The organism is endosymbiont GvMRE of Glomus versiforme (assembly GCF_003546845.1).
On the sequence record NZ_NWVA01000001.1, the window covers coordinates 47,269 to 62,274 of the forward strand.

Annotated in this window: 15 protein-coding genes; 6 read left to right on the forward strand and 9 right to left on the reverse strand. The window is 31.0% G+C overall.

Features of this window, described 5'->3' with window-relative positions; translation table 4 throughout:
- Window positions 1–76: 76 nt before the first annotated feature.
- Window positions 77–1,324, reverse strand: a complete 1,248-nt coding sequence (thrS, locus tag GvMRE_RS00280; RefSeq protein ID WP_147409270.1) for a threonine--tRNA ligase — start codon at window positions 1,322–1,324, stop codon at window positions 77–79.
- A gap of 90 nt (window positions 1,325–1,414) precedes the next feature.
- On the opposite strand from thrS, the gene GvMRE_RS00285 reads away from it, so the two are divergent.
- Window positions 1,415–2,473 carry a hypothetical protein gene (locus GvMRE_RS00285; RefSeq protein ID WP_147409272.1) on the forward strand — a complete coding sequence of 353 codons (1,059 nt, stop codon included), beginning with the start codon at window positions 1,415–1,417 and terminating at the stop codon, window positions 2,471–2,473.
- Window positions 2,474–2,611: 138 nt separating this feature from the next.
- On the opposite strand, the gene tsaE is transcribed toward GvMRE_RS00285, so the two are convergent.
- The 4 genes from tsaE to GvMRE_RS00305 are packed head-to-tail and all read right to left on the reverse strand — an operon-like array spanning window position 2,612 to window position 5,477.
- Complete coding sequence (tsaE, locus tag GvMRE_RS00290) at window positions 2,612–3,046, reverse strand: tRNA (adenosine(37)-N6)-threonylcarbamoyltransferase complex ATPase subunit type 1 TsaE (protein ID WP_147409274.1); 435 nt, start codon at window positions 3,044–3,046, stop codon at window positions 2,612–2,614.
- A gap of 29 nt (window positions 3,047–3,075) precedes the next feature.
- Window positions 3,076–3,909 (reverse strand): hypothetical protein, encoded by an 834-nt coding sequence (locus GvMRE_RS00295; RefSeq protein ID WP_147409276.1) that lies wholly within the window; start codon window positions 3,907–3,909, stop codon window positions 3,076–3,078.
- Between the two features lie 45 nt (window positions 3,910–3,954).
- Window positions 3,955–4,878: a M48 family metalloprotease gene (locus GvMRE_RS00300; protein ID WP_147409278.1), complete on the reverse strand. Its 924-nt coding sequence runs from the start codon at window positions 4,876–4,878 to the stop codon at window positions 3,955–3,957.
- Window positions 4,879–4,922: 44 nt separating this feature from the next.
- A complete protein-coding gene (locus tag GvMRE_RS00305; RefSeq protein ID WP_147409279.1) occupies window positions 4,923–5,477 on the reverse strand; it encodes an L-threonylcarbamoyladenylate synthase in 555 nt (184 codons plus the stop codon).
- A gap of 146 nt (window positions 5,478–5,623) precedes the next feature.
- Here GvMRE_RS00305 and GvMRE_RS00310 point away from each other — a divergent pair, with 146 nt between their 5' ends.
- The gene (locus tag GvMRE_RS00310; protein ID WP_147409281.1) at window positions 5,624–5,929 is read left to right on the forward strand and encodes a hypothetical protein; all 306 of its coding nucleotides are present in this window, start codon (window positions 5,624–5,626) and stop codon (window positions 5,927–5,929) included.
- Here GvMRE_RS00310 and GvMRE_RS00315 read toward each other — a convergent pair.
- Window positions 5,907–6,704: a TIGR00282 family metallophosphoesterase gene (locus GvMRE_RS00315; protein WP_147409282.1), complete on the reverse strand. Its 798-nt coding sequence runs from the start codon at window positions 6,702–6,704 to the stop codon at window positions 5,907–5,909. The two genes, GvMRE_RS00310 and GvMRE_RS00315, sit on opposite strands and share 23 nt — an antisense overlap.
- A gap of 80 nt (window positions 6,705–6,784) precedes the next feature.
- On the opposite strand from GvMRE_RS00315, the gene GvMRE_RS00320 reads away from it, so the two are divergent.
- Together GvMRE_RS00320 and rlmB are read left to right on the forward strand one after the other, a co-directional pair.
- Window positions 6,785–7,753: a hypothetical protein gene (locus tag GvMRE_RS00320; RefSeq protein ID WP_147409283.1), complete on the forward strand. Its 969-nt coding sequence runs from the start codon at window positions 6,785–6,787 to the stop codon at window positions 7,751–7,753.
- Window positions 7,754–8,497, forward strand: a complete 744-nt coding sequence (gene rlmB / locus GvMRE_RS00325) for a 23S rRNA (guanosine(2251)-2'-O)-methyltransferase RlmB (protein ID WP_147409284.1) — start codon at window positions 7,754–7,756, stop codon at window positions 8,495–8,497. It begins immediately after the preceding gene.
- An 80-nt stretch (window positions 8,498–8,577) separates the two neighbouring features.
- Here the strand turns inward: rlmB and rpsT are convergent, their stop codons facing one another.
- Window positions 8,578–8,955, reverse strand: a complete 378-nt coding sequence (rpsT, locus tag GvMRE_RS00330; protein WP_147409285.1) for a 30S ribosomal protein S20 — start codon at window positions 8,953–8,955, stop codon at window positions 8,578–8,580.
- 86 nt (window positions 8,956–9,041) lie between these two features.
- On the opposite strand from rpsT, the gene cgtA reads away from it, so the two are divergent.
- Complete coding sequence (gene cgtA, locus GvMRE_RS00335; protein WP_147409286.1) at window positions 9,042–10,340, forward strand: Obg family GTPase CgtA; 1,299 nt, start codon at window positions 9,042–9,044, stop codon at window positions 10,338–10,340.
- Window positions 10,341–10,418: 78 nt separating this feature from the next.
- Here the strand turns inward: cgtA and ligA are convergent, their stop codons facing one another.
- Window positions 10,419–12,167: an NAD-dependent DNA ligase LigA gene (ligA, locus tag GvMRE_RS00340; RefSeq protein WP_147409287.1), complete on the reverse strand. Its 1,749-nt coding sequence runs from the start codon at window positions 12,165–12,167 to the stop codon at window positions 10,419–10,421.
- Between the two features lie 55 nt (window positions 12,168–12,222).
- Complete coding sequence (mnmE, locus tag GvMRE_RS00345) at window positions 12,223–13,605, reverse strand: tRNA uridine-5-carboxymethylaminomethyl(34) synthesis GTPase MnmE (protein WP_147409288.1); 1,383 nt, start codon at window positions 13,603–13,605, stop codon at window positions 12,223–12,225.
- 118 nt (window positions 13,606–13,723) lie between these two features.
- On the opposite strand from mnmE, the gene mnmA reads away from it, so the two are divergent.
- The gene (gene mnmA, locus GvMRE_RS00350) at window positions 13,724–14,920 is read left to right on the forward strand and encodes a tRNA 2-thiouridine(34) synthase MnmA (RefSeq protein ID WP_147409289.1); all 1,197 of its coding nucleotides are present in this window, start codon (window positions 13,724–13,726) and stop codon (window positions 14,918–14,920) included.
- The last annotated feature ends 86 nt before the right edge of the window (window positions 14,921–15,006 follow it).

The following is a 15,006-nucleotide window of genomic DNA, read 5'->3' on the forward strand; positions in this document are numbered from 1 at the left end:
GATTTAATTCCCAGCAACATTAGGGTTATAGTCTACTTGTTATTATTGATCAACAGCAAAAAAAAGAACAAGGGTTTTATTGATTAAGTTTGACCATGCGAATACTATTTTCCAATTTTAATTTTTCTAATAATTCATTTTCTGTTAGTTCAATTTCCTTTTTTGGCGATGAATAGGTGTAAGTTAACTTTAACTTTTCATTTTTTATTTCCTCTTTTCCAACTACTAAATAATAAGGAATTTTTTTTATATAAGTTTGTTTAATTTGGTATTTTATTTGTTTTTCTGGTAGCCAAATTTCGGTGCGAAAATTATTCGTTAATAACTTTTTTTGTAAATTTTCACTGTATTCCTTTACTTCTTCTTGATCGTTTATAGGCAAGATAACTAATTGAATTGGTGCTAATCAAAAGGGCAATTTACCGTTAGTTTGTTCTAATAATAAAGCAATAAATCGCTGATAAGAACCAATGGGCGACTGGTGAATAATGGCAGGAATTTTTAAGTTTTGTTCTTGGTCTATATATTTTAAACCGAATTTTTGGGGTAAAATAAAATCTAATTGAATAGTAGCAATAGTAATATTTTTGCCGTCTGTTGCGGTTATTTCCAGGTCTAATTTGGGACCATAAAAGGCCGCTTCACCTTCAAGAACAACATAATTTAATTTCAATTCATTTAAAGCATCAACTAAAACGCTTTCTGAATATTTTCATAATTCCTTATCTGAATGATATTTTTCTGAATTATTAGGGTCATGAAGGGCACAAACTAGTCGCGAGATTGGGAAATTGAACGCGGCTAAAATATCCGCAATATAACGATAATTTTTTTTTAATTCTTCTTTTAATTGCTCGTGAGAAACAAAAATGTGATGTTCAGATAATTCAAATCAACGAATCCGTTCTAAGCCTTTCATTGCTCCCGAAGCCTCATAACGAAATAAAAGAGAATTTTCACACAAACGGAAAGGTAATTCTCGATAAGAGCGGGGTTTTTGTTGATAAATTAAGCAATGATGAGGACAGGTCATAGGGCGTAAATAGTAAGTTTCATTATTACGGCTGATTTCGGGAAACATGTAATCCTGGTAGTGAGATAAATGCCCGCTAGTTTTGTATAATGCTTTACTTCCTAAAATAGGAGTAATTGCTTCTTGAAAATTATATTCAATTCACTTTTGGTGAATAAATTGTTGAATTTGGTTGCGAATAATTACTCAGTTAGGCAAAAGAATTGGTAATCCTTGACCAGCCTTTTCATCAAAAATATATAAATCCAAATTTTCGGCAATCGTGCGGTGGTCTTGATTTTTTACTTCCATTTATTATTATAACAATTTTTAACTTCACAAAAAGAAAATTGAGAGAATTCCATAATATAAAAAATAAATAAGCATTAAAAATAATATATTATGACAAAAGATGATAATGAAAACAATAAATTCTGTGCATCAGCAGAAGAAGCAAGCGAAGACGATAACACACATAATACTGCTACTGCCAAAAAAGAAGAAAATAACACTGCTAGCAGTAGTGAAACAAATAATGCAGGTACAACAAAAGAGGAAAAAGGTGATGCCGAAGTTAAAAATGATAGCAAAACAACACAAGCAGCAGGTGATAAGAATTTAGCCGCTCAAAAAGAGGAAAATTCTCTTGAAAAAATTGTAGATAATGCTATCAAAGAAGTAGAAAAAGCCTGAAAAGAGGCTAATCTCGCTTCCTCTGAAACTGACATATTAGGTAAAGATTGAAAAAAAGAATTTGAAAATAAAGACCAAAAGGCTGTTGACGAATATAAAAAAGAGTTAATTAAAAAAATTACTGAAGCAAAGCCGAAAAAACAAGAAAAATCTTCTTCTTCATCCCAAGAAAGCACGCCATCGGAAAAAAGTGAGAAAGTAAAATCTTCTTCACCTACTGTGCCATTAAATGAAAATCCAGCATCAACAAGTCAACCAAATAAGCAGCCCGAGAATAATGAAAAATCGTCCACTGATAACCAAAACCCTCAACCAGTTAGCAATTGGTCAAATTTAAATAGCGATAGTAAAGAATGAACTCCTGAATTTAAAAAAGAAGTTGAAAAAATTGATTCATCACAAGTAAAATCAGTAGAAGAAACCAAAAAAGTTCAAAATGCTTTAACCATAGCGGAAAAAACTCTAAATAGTCAAACTTTTCAACCAAATTTGGTTACTAAATTACACGCAATTAAGGATAGCGAGCCAGATACTTACCGAATAACCAAAACTCAGGTAGATAAGGCCATTCAACACTCACAAAAGCTACAACAAAGCCAAATTGCTAACAAACAAAACACGAATACTAGCCAAGAAAATAAAAATAATAAAGAAAATGGTTTCACCACTGGTCAAAAAGTGGCTATTGGTCTCGCAATTGTGGCAGGAGTGGTTGTTTTAGGACTAATTATTAGCCGATTAGTAGAATCCAAGAAAAAAAGTGAATAGGAAAATTTTAGATTCCTAAAAACGAAAAAATCTTATAAAAAAAGCATTAAATTATAAATTTTTCTTTATCTAATAATATAAAGTTTTTCTGCCTTTTTAGTTCAGTATTTATCCCAACAAATCACAAAAGAATATTTTTTAGTTATTTCATTTTACTTTAACTAATCTTAATTCTTTTTCTTGGGAAAATTGAAGTTTAAAAATTAAGCAAATATGTTTTTTGTTCTGTCAAAATTGGGGATTTCTTTCAGGTCATTCAATAACATTTAAATTATTAGCAGTTAATTCCTCAAAAACAGAAAGATTATCCTTTGAAGTTAAACGAAAAAAATCAAAGTGATTTAAGTAATAATTATTCCTTATTTTATATTGCTGTAAAATAGTAAAAGTAGGTGAATTTATTGTTTGCTTAATTCCTAGTTTTTTAGCAATTATTTGGGTGAAAGTAGTTTTTCCTGCTCCTAAATTTCCTTGTAAAAGTAAAAAGATATTAGGTTGAAGGTAAGGCAAAATAAAGTTTGTCAGTTTTTCCAAATCAGTTAAGTTTTTTATGACAAATTGATTTAAGGACATGAAAGAAATTAGTAAGTTATAAGTTAAAATTATTTCTTTTTCTTAAATAACTTGACTAATAAAAACACCAGACCAGAAAGAATTAAGGTCATACTAATTCCTACGCAAAATTCTCGTCATTTTCATTGATTTTTTTCTAAAATAAGTTTACTTCTTTCTATGTCTATAAGTTGCGTTTCACAATTTCGGCAAAAGTTATCGCCTGGCTGAACTCTGTATTGGCCTTTGTCTAAACAATTAGGACAAACTTTTTTTTTATATTCAGTTTGGTTTCTGCTAACTTTATTATTTTCTGATAAGGATTTTTTACCAAATTTTTCAGCCAGTTTTTTGGTGTATTCTGCCATTTTTCGATGGTATTCCTGCATTCTTTGACCATATTCTTTCATTCTTTCCGCATAAGTTTTCATTTTTTCTTGGTATTGTTTCATTTTTTCGTCGTATTCTTTTCATTTCTCGTTATTTTTGCGTTTGCCAATTGGTCTTATAGGCTTTATGGGTTCAATCGGTTCTATCGGCTTGATGGGCTCAATTGGACTAATAGGCTCCAACTTAGGAATTTTGGGTATTTCAGCCATCTCTATTTCAATTTCATTCTCTTCGTTTGTAATTTCCCACAATTTTTTCTTTAATTCTTGGTTGTGAATAGTATATTTTTCACATTCTCCATCCATTCATTTTTCTATTTTGCCACTCGGAGTATAAGAATAATCTTTACCAGATTTAAATTTATGAATTTCTTCCTTGATTTCTTTAGTTTCTTCTGAATTACCTTTATAGGCAAATCAATCAATTTTCCCTTTTTCTTCTCAACCTCAACCAATCTCAATGCCTTCTTTATAAGTTCAATGTATGCCATTCATAACTTTTTATATATATAATATAATTTTAATTAAAATTGCGAGAAATTAAAAATTACCTCTTTGTTTTTTCAATTTTTTCAAGATTGCAATTCTTTCCTCTAATGGCGGATGGGTGCGAAAAAGTTCTAAAAGTCAATCACTTCTTTTCTTGCCAGTGCTAATTTTTAAGAGAGAAATAGAATTAGGCTCTTTTTCGTAATCATTAGTTTTTTTTTTAGTTTCTTCAAAATCCAAATCGTCTTCTGGGGTTTTTTCTTCCGGCAAAAAGTCATCCAAGGATTCTTCTTGCTTTTCTAATGACAACAATTTTTTCAGAGTAGCAATCATGCGGTCCGTGCCAATAATTTCGGTTCCCTTGCGGTCGGCTTTTAATTCTCTTTTGCGGGTAACTCAGCAAACAATTATCAAGGCTATAATTCGCAAAATAGTAGCAACTATATAATAAAGAACAACAGCAAAAATAAGCCGGACAATTTGGCTGCCGAAACTTTCCTCTTCATCCCTTCGTGGAGCCGCTGCCATAACAAAAACAAGCGAACTTAAAACAATAACCACTAAATCACAGATTCCTTGAACTAACAAAATAAATCTTAAATCTTTGTGAATTAAATGGGAAATTTCATGAGCCAAAACTCCTTTAATTTCCTCATCAGTAAAATTTTTGATTAAACCGGTAGAAATAGCAATTAAACTATCTCCTGGCCGACCAGTGGCAAAGGCATTAATTTCACGAGAAGGATAAATTCCTACTTCGGGCATTGGCACTTCATAATGGCGGCAAATTGCTTTAATAGTGCGAACTATTTCTGCCAATTTCGGGTATCTCGCCAAGTCCTTCCGATTGTCAATTCTTTTTACTCCTTTAAATCAAATGGCAATGCTTTTAGCCCAAAAATAAGTAATTAAAGGACCAAGCAAAAGGAGAAAAATTAATAAAAAAATAATAAGAGTTATTAATAAAGGATGCATATCTATAAATAAATTTTATATGACAAACACTAAAATTCTTGTTTTTAATTGGACCGAACTCACTTTTTCCTAATGTTATCAAAAACTAGTGAAGGCTTATTAGTCAAGATGCCACCATCAACAATCCCTCCAATTAAGTTATTGATTTTCCCTTCTAGGGGAGAAGTAAAAGGAGGATGACCCGAAATATTTCAACTAGTCATTAATAAAGGACCAACCGAATTGATAATTTTTTTTAATCATTCGTCAGCAGTAATACGAATACCAATGTTTTCTAATTTTTGTAGATAAGAAAGATGGGAATTTTTGGGAACAATTAAGGTAATTTTTCCTGCCGGATGTTTTTCAAGAAGAAAAAGGGCATTTTGGTCGAATTTACCAAGGGTTTTAGCCATTTTTAAGTCAGAAACCACCACTGCTAACGGCTTTTCTTCGTTCCTTTGTTTGATTTGGTAAATGAGGTTGGCTTTTTCACTTTTTTTTAAACTTAGTGCTAAACCATAAACTGTATCAGTAGGAAGAACTAAAATTTCTCCTTTTTGCAGTAAATAAATGATTTTAGCGATTTCATTCTTTTGAATAATAACCGAACAAGTCATAATTATTTTTTGTTAGTTCTGTTTAGTAGGAAAATTTTGCTTTTTATCTCTTCTCTTGGCTTATCTTTTATTTTTTTTCTGTTTATTTCATTCATCATCTTTTCTACTTTGCCTTATTCACCAAAAACAGAATTAAAATTTAGAATATGAACAAGAAAATTTGCTTTGATTGTAATCGACAAATTCCTGAAGGCAGAGAAATAAAAATAAGGGAAAATCGTGGTTCGGGACTTGGTGTTTTTGGTGGTCGCTGAGGTTGAGGTGGCTGAGGAGGCGGTGGTGGTTGAGGCAGCGGCGGTTCTGATACGGCTTCGCTTTGGCTTTGCTATCCTTGTTATCGGTGAAGGAAAACAAAAAGGTTAATTATTACTCTGCTGATTGTAGGTTTTTTTGTCGCTATATTTTTAGGATTTTTCATTTGAACATGGGTTAAGATAGGGAAACATTTTTAAAATTAATTCTTTGAAAATTAATCACTTTATTGCTATTATCATCAACTTCTAAAACTAAACCATTAAATTGGGTCTGTCCTTTTTCGCAAGGACGCATAGGAGAAAAAATTTTATGTTTGCTTCTCTGGATAATTCCCTCGGGTTCAGCCCCAATAATTCCTTCATTTGGACCAGTCATTCCTACATCGCTTAAAAAAAAAGTTCCTTTTGGTAGTATTCTTTCGTCGGCCGTTTGGACGTGAGTATGAGTTCCCCAAAGAGCAGTAATTTGTCCGTCATAATGTCAAGCCAAGGCATTTTTTTCGGCTGTAGTTTCAGCATGAAAATCAACTAAATGCAAGTCGCAATCCTGTAATTTTATCATTTTTTCTAGAGCAAAGTAAGGATTTTGTGCCCCTAGTGCTATAAAATTAGTTCCTAAAAGATTAGTAATTCTAACTTTTTTAACCCTTTTGTCTTTAGTTTCAACATTTATTAAAACCGAACCACGACCAGGATGGTAAGGTTTAAGATTAAGGGGACGTAATAAATCAGAAACGCTATTAAGAAGTTCTGTGGTTTCCTCTAAATGAAAAATGTGATTACCCGAAGTCATAATAGTAATTCCTGTTTTTTTTAATTCTTGATAATGTTTATCAGAAATTCCCTTACCGTGAGTAGCATTTTCTACATTAGCAATTACTAGATCAAACTCTTGCTTATGTTGGCTTAAATAATCTTTAACAATTTTTCTTCCTAATTTACCAAAGATGTCGCCAATTGCCAAAATTTTCATTAATTATAGTTTTTATCTGTGTTTCTGATAGCAATCCACTTGTTTATAACTCTTTAATAAAAGTATTAAAAATAACTAATATGGTGAAAAAAAGCAAGTCAAGAAAATATATTACTTTTGGAATTGTTTTATTAATTCTCTTTTTAATTGCTAGCGGAATTGCTTTTTTTATTCATAATCAAAATAAAAAAGAAGCAGAAACTAAAACAAGAAATTTTGAAGTTGAAAAACGTGAGCGAGAAAATTTAAAAACCGAAATTGCTCAATTGAAAGAACAAGAAAAAGAACTGAAAAAACAATTTGCTAATACTCAAACGCTTTCCGAAAAAAAATTGACAAAAGAAAAACTAACTTCATTACAAAACACGCTTTTTGACAAAAAAGAACATTGAAAAAATTCGGCTCCTACTTCGGCTTCTAGTGTCCTAAAAGACGAAAAAAATCTAGATAAAAAGAAGTTGGCTAATTCATTAAAGAGAGATATTAAAAAACAACTAGAAGATTTAAAAAATGGCACCTGAGAAGAAGGGGATATTCAATCTGACCCTGCTTTTAAATTTCTTTTTGTTCGTCACTATTTAGACGAAAAAGACTGTCAAGAAATAGCCGATTTATTAGCACAGGTCCAAGAACTACATGGAATTAAAAGAGAGCAAGAAAGAGCAGAAATAGACGAAAAGTTATCAAATAATCCTAAATTATTTTATCGTTCGCCATCTCCTGGTGGTGTATCAATAGAATGAAAGGATATGAAAGAATTTTACTGCTTTCAAGGAAAACAAAACGGGCTAGATTTTAGCCTTATGATTCCTAAAAATCACCCTGCTTTAAATAACGTGCTTTTTAATAATGGTTGAGGTGTTAATTCCGAAATTGGAAATTTTTATTTAATTGAAGGTGTGGATAATATACCCATGGAGTCAATTCCTCCTGCTTATCATGGTTCAAGCCCCAAATATAATTCTAGTAAAGATAAATTTGTTGGTTTAAAAGACGAAATTTCGGTTAATTATTTTCAAGAGAGAGAGAGAGAGAGAACACTAATTTAAATGACTTTTCTCGCCTTTGGTAATCATACTGTTCGCAGTTTAATAAATTCTCCTTATTTTCAGTTAAAAAAAATTTTGCTTTTGGAGGAAAAATACAAAAATGATAAAGTACTTCTTAAACTGCTAGAAACCAAAAATCTCTCTTATCAATTACTAGACAAAAATGACTTTTCTCGTTACAGTTTCGACAAAAAAAATCAAGGCATCATTGCTTTTATTAAAGAATATAACTATGTTTCGCTTAATTCCTTGCTAAAACAAAAATCAAATCGTCAGTTTCCTTTATTGGTTATGCTAGATGGCATTGAAGACCCCCATAATTTTGGAGCAATCTTACGAACTTGTGCGGCTTTAAAAATAGATGGAGTGATTATTGCTGCCAAAAATCAAGTGCCAGTAAACAGCACGGTAATCAAAGTTTCTATGGGTGGTGTGGCTTATGTCCCTGTTTGTCAAGTTAATAACTTACTAGAAGCCATTAATGAATTAAAAAAAAATAATTATCAAATCATTTCCACGGTTTGCCAGCCAGGAAGCCAAGAATATAATCAAATAGAGTTTAATTTTCCTACTTGTATAGTTTTTGGCAATGAGCACCAAGGTATTAAACAAAAAATCATTCAAAAGAGCAATAGTGCTATTTATATCTCAATGAGCAATAATATTAGTTCTTTAAATGTTTCTGTCAGTTGCGGGATTGTTTTGGCACAAGTGGTTAGTCAGTGAGAAAATTACAAAAGTTAATAATAACTACGAACTAGTGTGTTCTGCACTTTCTTTTTTTCTTGTTGCAAACTATTTAAAAAAAAGATAAAAAATTTTCATTATTCTTCAACCGGAACAGCAGAATTTTCAAGACTAATTTGCTTTTTAAAATCATTGATTTTGTGGTTAATTTTGCTTTTCTTTCGTGCAGCATTTTTTTTATGAATAATTCTTTTTTGAGCGGCTTTATCAAGGATTTTTTGTGTTTGGCTAAGTAATTTTTTTAAGTTAGTAAAATCAGCATCTTTTTTTTGCAAACTGCTTTGCTTACATTCATTCTCAATTATTTTGCTCTGATTTTTAATTAAAGTTTTATATTTTCTTTTTTCTGCTTGACGCTTTTTATTTTTGAGAACTTTTGCTTGGTTCAATTGGTTTCTTTTAGGTTTAAGGATTTTTTTTCTTTTTTGTTTTCTTTCTTTTCTTTTTATTTTCATATATTAGTAATTTTTAAAACGTCACCGCAAATTGCTAGAGCATATAGACAAAGTTGAACAGGGAAGTCAAAAGTAAAATTTCTAATATGAAATTCATTGACGAAATTTATTTGACAGTCAAGGCTGGTGATGGCGGAAATGGTGTTGTCTCCTTTCGTCATGATTATCGCAATCCCAAGGCTGGTCCTGACGGAGGCAATGGCGGAAGTGGTGGTCATGTTTATTTTCAAGGAGATGAGCAAACAAACTCTTTTTTTTCTTTAAGTAGCAAAAAACTTTGGGCAGCCGGTAGTGGAACCAACGGACAAAATCAGTTGAAAACCGGCAAAAGTGGAGAAAGCACTTATATCAAAGTTCCCTTAGGCACAATTATTAAATTAAATGAAGAAAAACCTGCTTTTGCCCAAAATTACAAAGAAATAATCCTGGGAGAAATCTTGTTTCCTCAACAAACTTTATTAATTGCTAAAGGAGGAAAAGGTGGATTAGGAAATGCTGCCTTTGCTTCTTCGGTTAATCGAGCCCCTCATTATGCCCAAAAGGGTCGTTTAGGAGAAAAATTTCAATTAAAATTAGAATTAAAGATTTTAGCTGATGTTGGCTTATTAGGTTTGCCTAACGTTGGCAAAAGCACTTTAATCAATGCCCTAACCAATACCAAAGTAAAAACTGCGAATTTTCCTTTCACTACTCTCAATCCTCAATTAGGAGTTTTAACCAAAGGAGAGCAAAAAATAACTATTGCCGATTTGCCAGGAATTATGGAAGGAGCAGCCCAAGGAAAAGGATTAGGTTTACAATTTTTACGACACATTGTACGCTGTTCTCTGATTATTTATGTTTTAGATGCCAGCAGAGACAACCCTTGGCAAGATTTAAGTGTTTTAGAAAAAGAATTAAAAGATAGTGGGTTTATTGAGCCCCAAAACAAGCAAAAAATAATCATTTGAAATAAAATTGATTTGCTTTCCTTAGCGAAAAAAAAAGAGTTACAAAAAAAAAGCCAACTTGAATTAAGTAACGAAAAACATCTTTTTATCTCAGCAACTCAAAGAATTAATTTAGATTTATTGACCCAAGAATTATTTGAGTCAATCAAAAAAAGCCAAGAAACAAATATTATCTCTCTTTCTCCTTTACATAAAATTTATGATTTTACAGTTCTCGTTGACTGGCAAATAGTTTCTTTAAAGCCTCATTATTGAAAACTAACTGGTTCTTTTATTGAGAACTTAAGCCAGAAATATCCTCAACCAGAAAAATTAATTCAGCATTTAAAAAAAACTAATTTAAGTGAATATTTGCAACAGAAAGGGGTAAAAAGTAATGATGTAATAGTTATTAGTAATCAGGAATTTTTTTGACAATACGAGGAGCACAATTAAAAGAAATATCTTGCTCAGAGTTTTTGGATTTTTTTGGTATTAAAATTAATATAAAAAAAATAATAATTCTTAAAAATATTAAAAATTAAACTTTTCCATATCCTTCAATATTTCTAAATTTTTAGGCTTTTGGAAGTAATGCGTAATTTCTTTTTGAGTTTCGGTTCCCAAGAGTTTGCCAATTGGTTCTAATTCATTCTTTTCAACGGCTTGAAGAAGGCTACCTAGATTAGGATAATTGCTAACCAGTTTGCGGGATTTTACTCCCCCTAATAAAGGAATACCTAAAGCAGTTATTAAACAAAAAAAAGGCTTTTTTTTCGACTGTTCAATACTGTTTAAAAGATTGTTAACTGATTTTTTTTGTAGACCTTCAATTTTTAACAATTCTGATTTTTTTTGCTCTAAACGATAAAAATCAGTTGGAGTTTTTAACAAATTAACTTGGTACAATTTACGGATAATTGCTTCACTTACTCCTTTGATATCCATGCCTTGTTTAGAAGCAAAAAGAGCCAAGGACTTAATGTTTCTTTCCGGACAATCTTCATTAGGGCAGTGTTGATAAATTTGCTCTTGGTTTCATGCAAGTAAAGCAGAACAAGAGGGACAATTAGTAGGCGGAATTCAGCAAGTGTTTTGCCCATTCATTTTAATTACTTGTACTACTTGAGGAATAATATCACCAGCTTTTTTTATCACTACTCGGTCACCAATAGCAAGATTTAATTGCTGAATGAAGCCATAATTGTGAAGGGTGGCTTTGCTAATTTGGCTTCCCAGCAAAGAAACAGGAATAATTTGGGCTACATAAGAAACTCGGCCGCTACGGGTAATTTCTACTTGAATATCTTTAACTTCGCTCAGTACAATAGAAGCCGGAAATTTGTAAGCAAAGGCCCAACGAGGAAAACGATTAGTATTACCCAATTTTTCGTAATATTCATAATTATTAACTTTAATTACAATTCCATCAATTTCAAATTCTAAATTATCCCGTTTTTCTTTAACTTCTTGAAAATACTTTTGAATTTCTTCTAAACTATGGCAAATCCGATAATAAGGACTAGGTTCAAAACCTCAGTTGGCTAACTTTTCCAAGCAGTTTAATTGATTACTGGTTTCATTGACTTTATCGTTGTCATGTCTCAAAATTTGGTAAGCAAAAAAGTTTAAGTTTCTTTGTTGGGTGGGAATCAAAGTTCGCAAAGTTCCGGCTGCTGCGTTTCGGGGATTAGCTAAAAGAGACAGTTTTCTTTTTTTTAATTCATTATTTAAGCGTTGAAATTCTTCCTTTTTCATGTAAATTTCTCCACGGATTTCAATTATCTTAGTTTTTTCCGGTAAATTTTTTGGTAAGTTTTGAATTAAAGGAAGGTTAACACTAACATCTTCCCCTGTCCATCCGTCTCCACGAGTAACTATCTTGCTTAATTTGCCATTTTGATAATGTAAACTAGCTGACAAGCCGTCAATTTTTAATTCGCAAAGATAATCTATTTCGTTAAGCCCAAGTTTTTTTTTTACTTTTTCATCAAATCGCACTAGTTCTTCATAATTATCAGTACTTTCCAAACTAAGCATTGGAATTTGGTGGGCAACTGGATGAAATTTTTTTTTAATTTTGCTTCCCACCTTTTGCGTGGGTGAATTAGGCAAAACCAAATTATATTTTTCTTCCAAATCTTTTAATTCTTGAAAAGTCTGGTCATAAATTTTATCGTCAACTGTTGGTTGGTTTAAAAAATTGTATTCATAATTCCACTTTTCCAACAACTGAATTAATTTCTGCATTTGTTGGCTAATTTCTTTTGCCACTACGGTCATATAAAATTTTTAAATTACATTACTTAGAGTTTGCAAAATACGTGAAAATATATAATTATTTCCCTAAACAAAATTCACTAAAAATGATATCTAACAATTTTCCATTGTACTCTTTACCACTCAATTCTTTTAATAAGTGAAAAACTATCTGGAAATCACCGCTTATTATATCTAACGGAATTTCTTGTTGCAAAGCCTGGGTGATTTCGTCAATTTGCTTAATTAACTCTTGAAGTTTGCTTTGTTGCCAACTTTGACTTAAAAAAGGATAAGGAGAATGAATATTTCCTAAATCTTTGACTAATAATTGTTCCACTCTTGTTTCTAAATCTTTAATCTCTCCGTTTTTAGCATTAATTGATATGGGATTTTTGGCTAAAATTTCATTAGGTAATTTCAATTTTTTTTTTAAGTCAATTTTATTAATAATAATCACTGTTTTTTTATTTTTTACTAGTTTCCAAACTTTGATGTCTTCTTTGCTTCAAATTTGTGAATTATCAAGCAAAAAAAAGATTAATTCAGCCTTTTCAAGAACTTCTTGACTGCGAGACACACCAATTTTTTCCACAATATTTTTGGCTCCACGAATGCCAGCGGTATCAGAAAGGATTAGTGGAATTCCTTTTAAATTGTATTTTCCCTCAACTACATCACGAGTAGTTCCGGCCAAAGGTGATACAATGGCTTTTTCTTCTTGAAGAAGAGAATTTAAAAGGGTAGATTTTCCGACATTAGGTTTTCCTACAATAGCAACTTTAACTCCTTCTTGATAAACTTTAACTTGCCTACTTAAAGAAAGTAATTTTCCTAGTTCCTGCTTTATTTCTTGCAAACGGTTTAATGCTTTTTTTGATGTTAAAAGTTCTACCCCATCATATTCAGGGTAATCAATATTAACTTCAATTGTGGCAATAATTTTTAGTAATTTGTCAGTAATTTTTTCTATTAATTTGTCAAATTTTTTTTGAGTTTGGGGACTTAAATTATGCAAAGCCAATTTGCTAGCCGAAAGAGTAGGAGCCCGAATTAAATCATTAATGGCTTGAGCCTGAATTAAATTTAATTTACCATTGAAAAAGGCTTGTTTGGTGAATTCGCCTTCTCTGGCTAATTCAGCCCCATTTTCTAAAATTAATTGCAATATTTGATTGACAATAAATAAATTTCCATGACAACTAATTTCTATTACGTCTTCTCCGGTAAAAGAGTGGGGTTTGTAAAAGCACAAAAGTAAAACTTGGTCAATAATTTCTTTATTGTGATTAATGATATTACCAAAAACTAATTGAGATTTTTTTTGCGGGTATTTGGGTAAAGAATGGTCAAAAAATTTGCTAATTAAGTTATAAGTTTTCGGTCCCGATATTCTAATTAAGGCAACATTTTGGGTAATTGGAATAGTAACTAAAGCAGTAATAGTTTTTTCACTAAACATAGATTAAATTTTGACAACAAATTATTTTTTCAGCAGTTAAGTTTAATTTCTTTTCCCTCTCGTGTATGTTTTTTTCTAATTATCCTTATAGTTTCCCATTTACTAAAATTTTATCAATATGTCTCATTCTCTTATTAAAAACAATAAAAAAGTCGTGATTGGTTTAAGCGGAGGGGTAGATTCAGCAGTTTCTGCTTATCTCTTGAAAGAACAAGGCTATCAATTAACTGCGATTTTTATGCAGAATTGAGATGATTATTTAAATGCTAGTCTTAGCCAAGCAACAATTTGTTCCCAAGGTCAAGACTGGCAAGATGCTCAGCAAGTGGCCCAGCAATTAAACATTCCTATTTATAAAGTTAGTTTTTTACAAGAATATTGAAATGAAGTTTTTTTGAGTTTCTTAAAAGGTTTAAAGCAAGGGTTAACCCCTAATCCTGATATTTTGTGCAATAGTTCGATTAAATTTCATTATTTTATTGAGTATGTAAAAAAAAACTTCACTGCTGATTTTATTGCTACTGGTCATTATGCTAAAATTGTTAAAGAAAAATGTGAATGTGTTTCTCCTGGTTGTAGTCATTCAGGCTATTATTTAAGTAAACCAAAAGACCAAAACAAAGACCAAACTTATTTTTTGTGCCAAATTGACCGTAATTTATTAAGTAAAATAATTTTTCCTTTGGCTGATTTAACTAAAACAGAAGTTCGCCAAATAGCTGAAAAAATGAAACTAATTAATGCCAAAAAAAAAGACTCAACAGGTATTTGCTTTATCGGTGAACGAAATTTTGCTGGTTTTCTTGCTAATTACTTGCCTAAAAAAGAAGGAAACATAGTTGACATTGACAAAGAAGAAATTAAGGGCAAGCATCAAGGAATTTATTATTTTACCATCGGGCAAAGACACGGCATTGGTTTAAAGGGTGAAAAAGAACCTTATTATGTGGTTGGTAAAGAAGTGAAAAAAAATCTAATTTACGTAGCAAAAAATTGAAAAAATCCTTGATTATACAGTGATCATTGTTGAGTGAAAGAAGTTAATTGATTAGTAGAAGAAAAAGAATTAATTAATTATCTTAATAGTCAAAAAATAACTGCTAAATTTCGTTACCGGCAGCCAGAAATTTTAGTAAAATTATTTTCTGCTGAGGAAAGTGAAATAAAAGTAGAATTTGGAGAAAAACAAAGGGCTATTACCCCTGGGCAATATGCCGTTTTTTATTGCCAAGATATTTGTTTAGGTGGAGGAGTGATTTGAGCCACTGAAAAACTAGACAATCATAGCAAACCAATTAAATTCAGAAGAAATTAATATTATGAAAAAACAGAGATTAAAACAAAATTTTAAATATTTTTACCCTATTTTTTATATATCAACCTTAATTTTTCTTTATATAA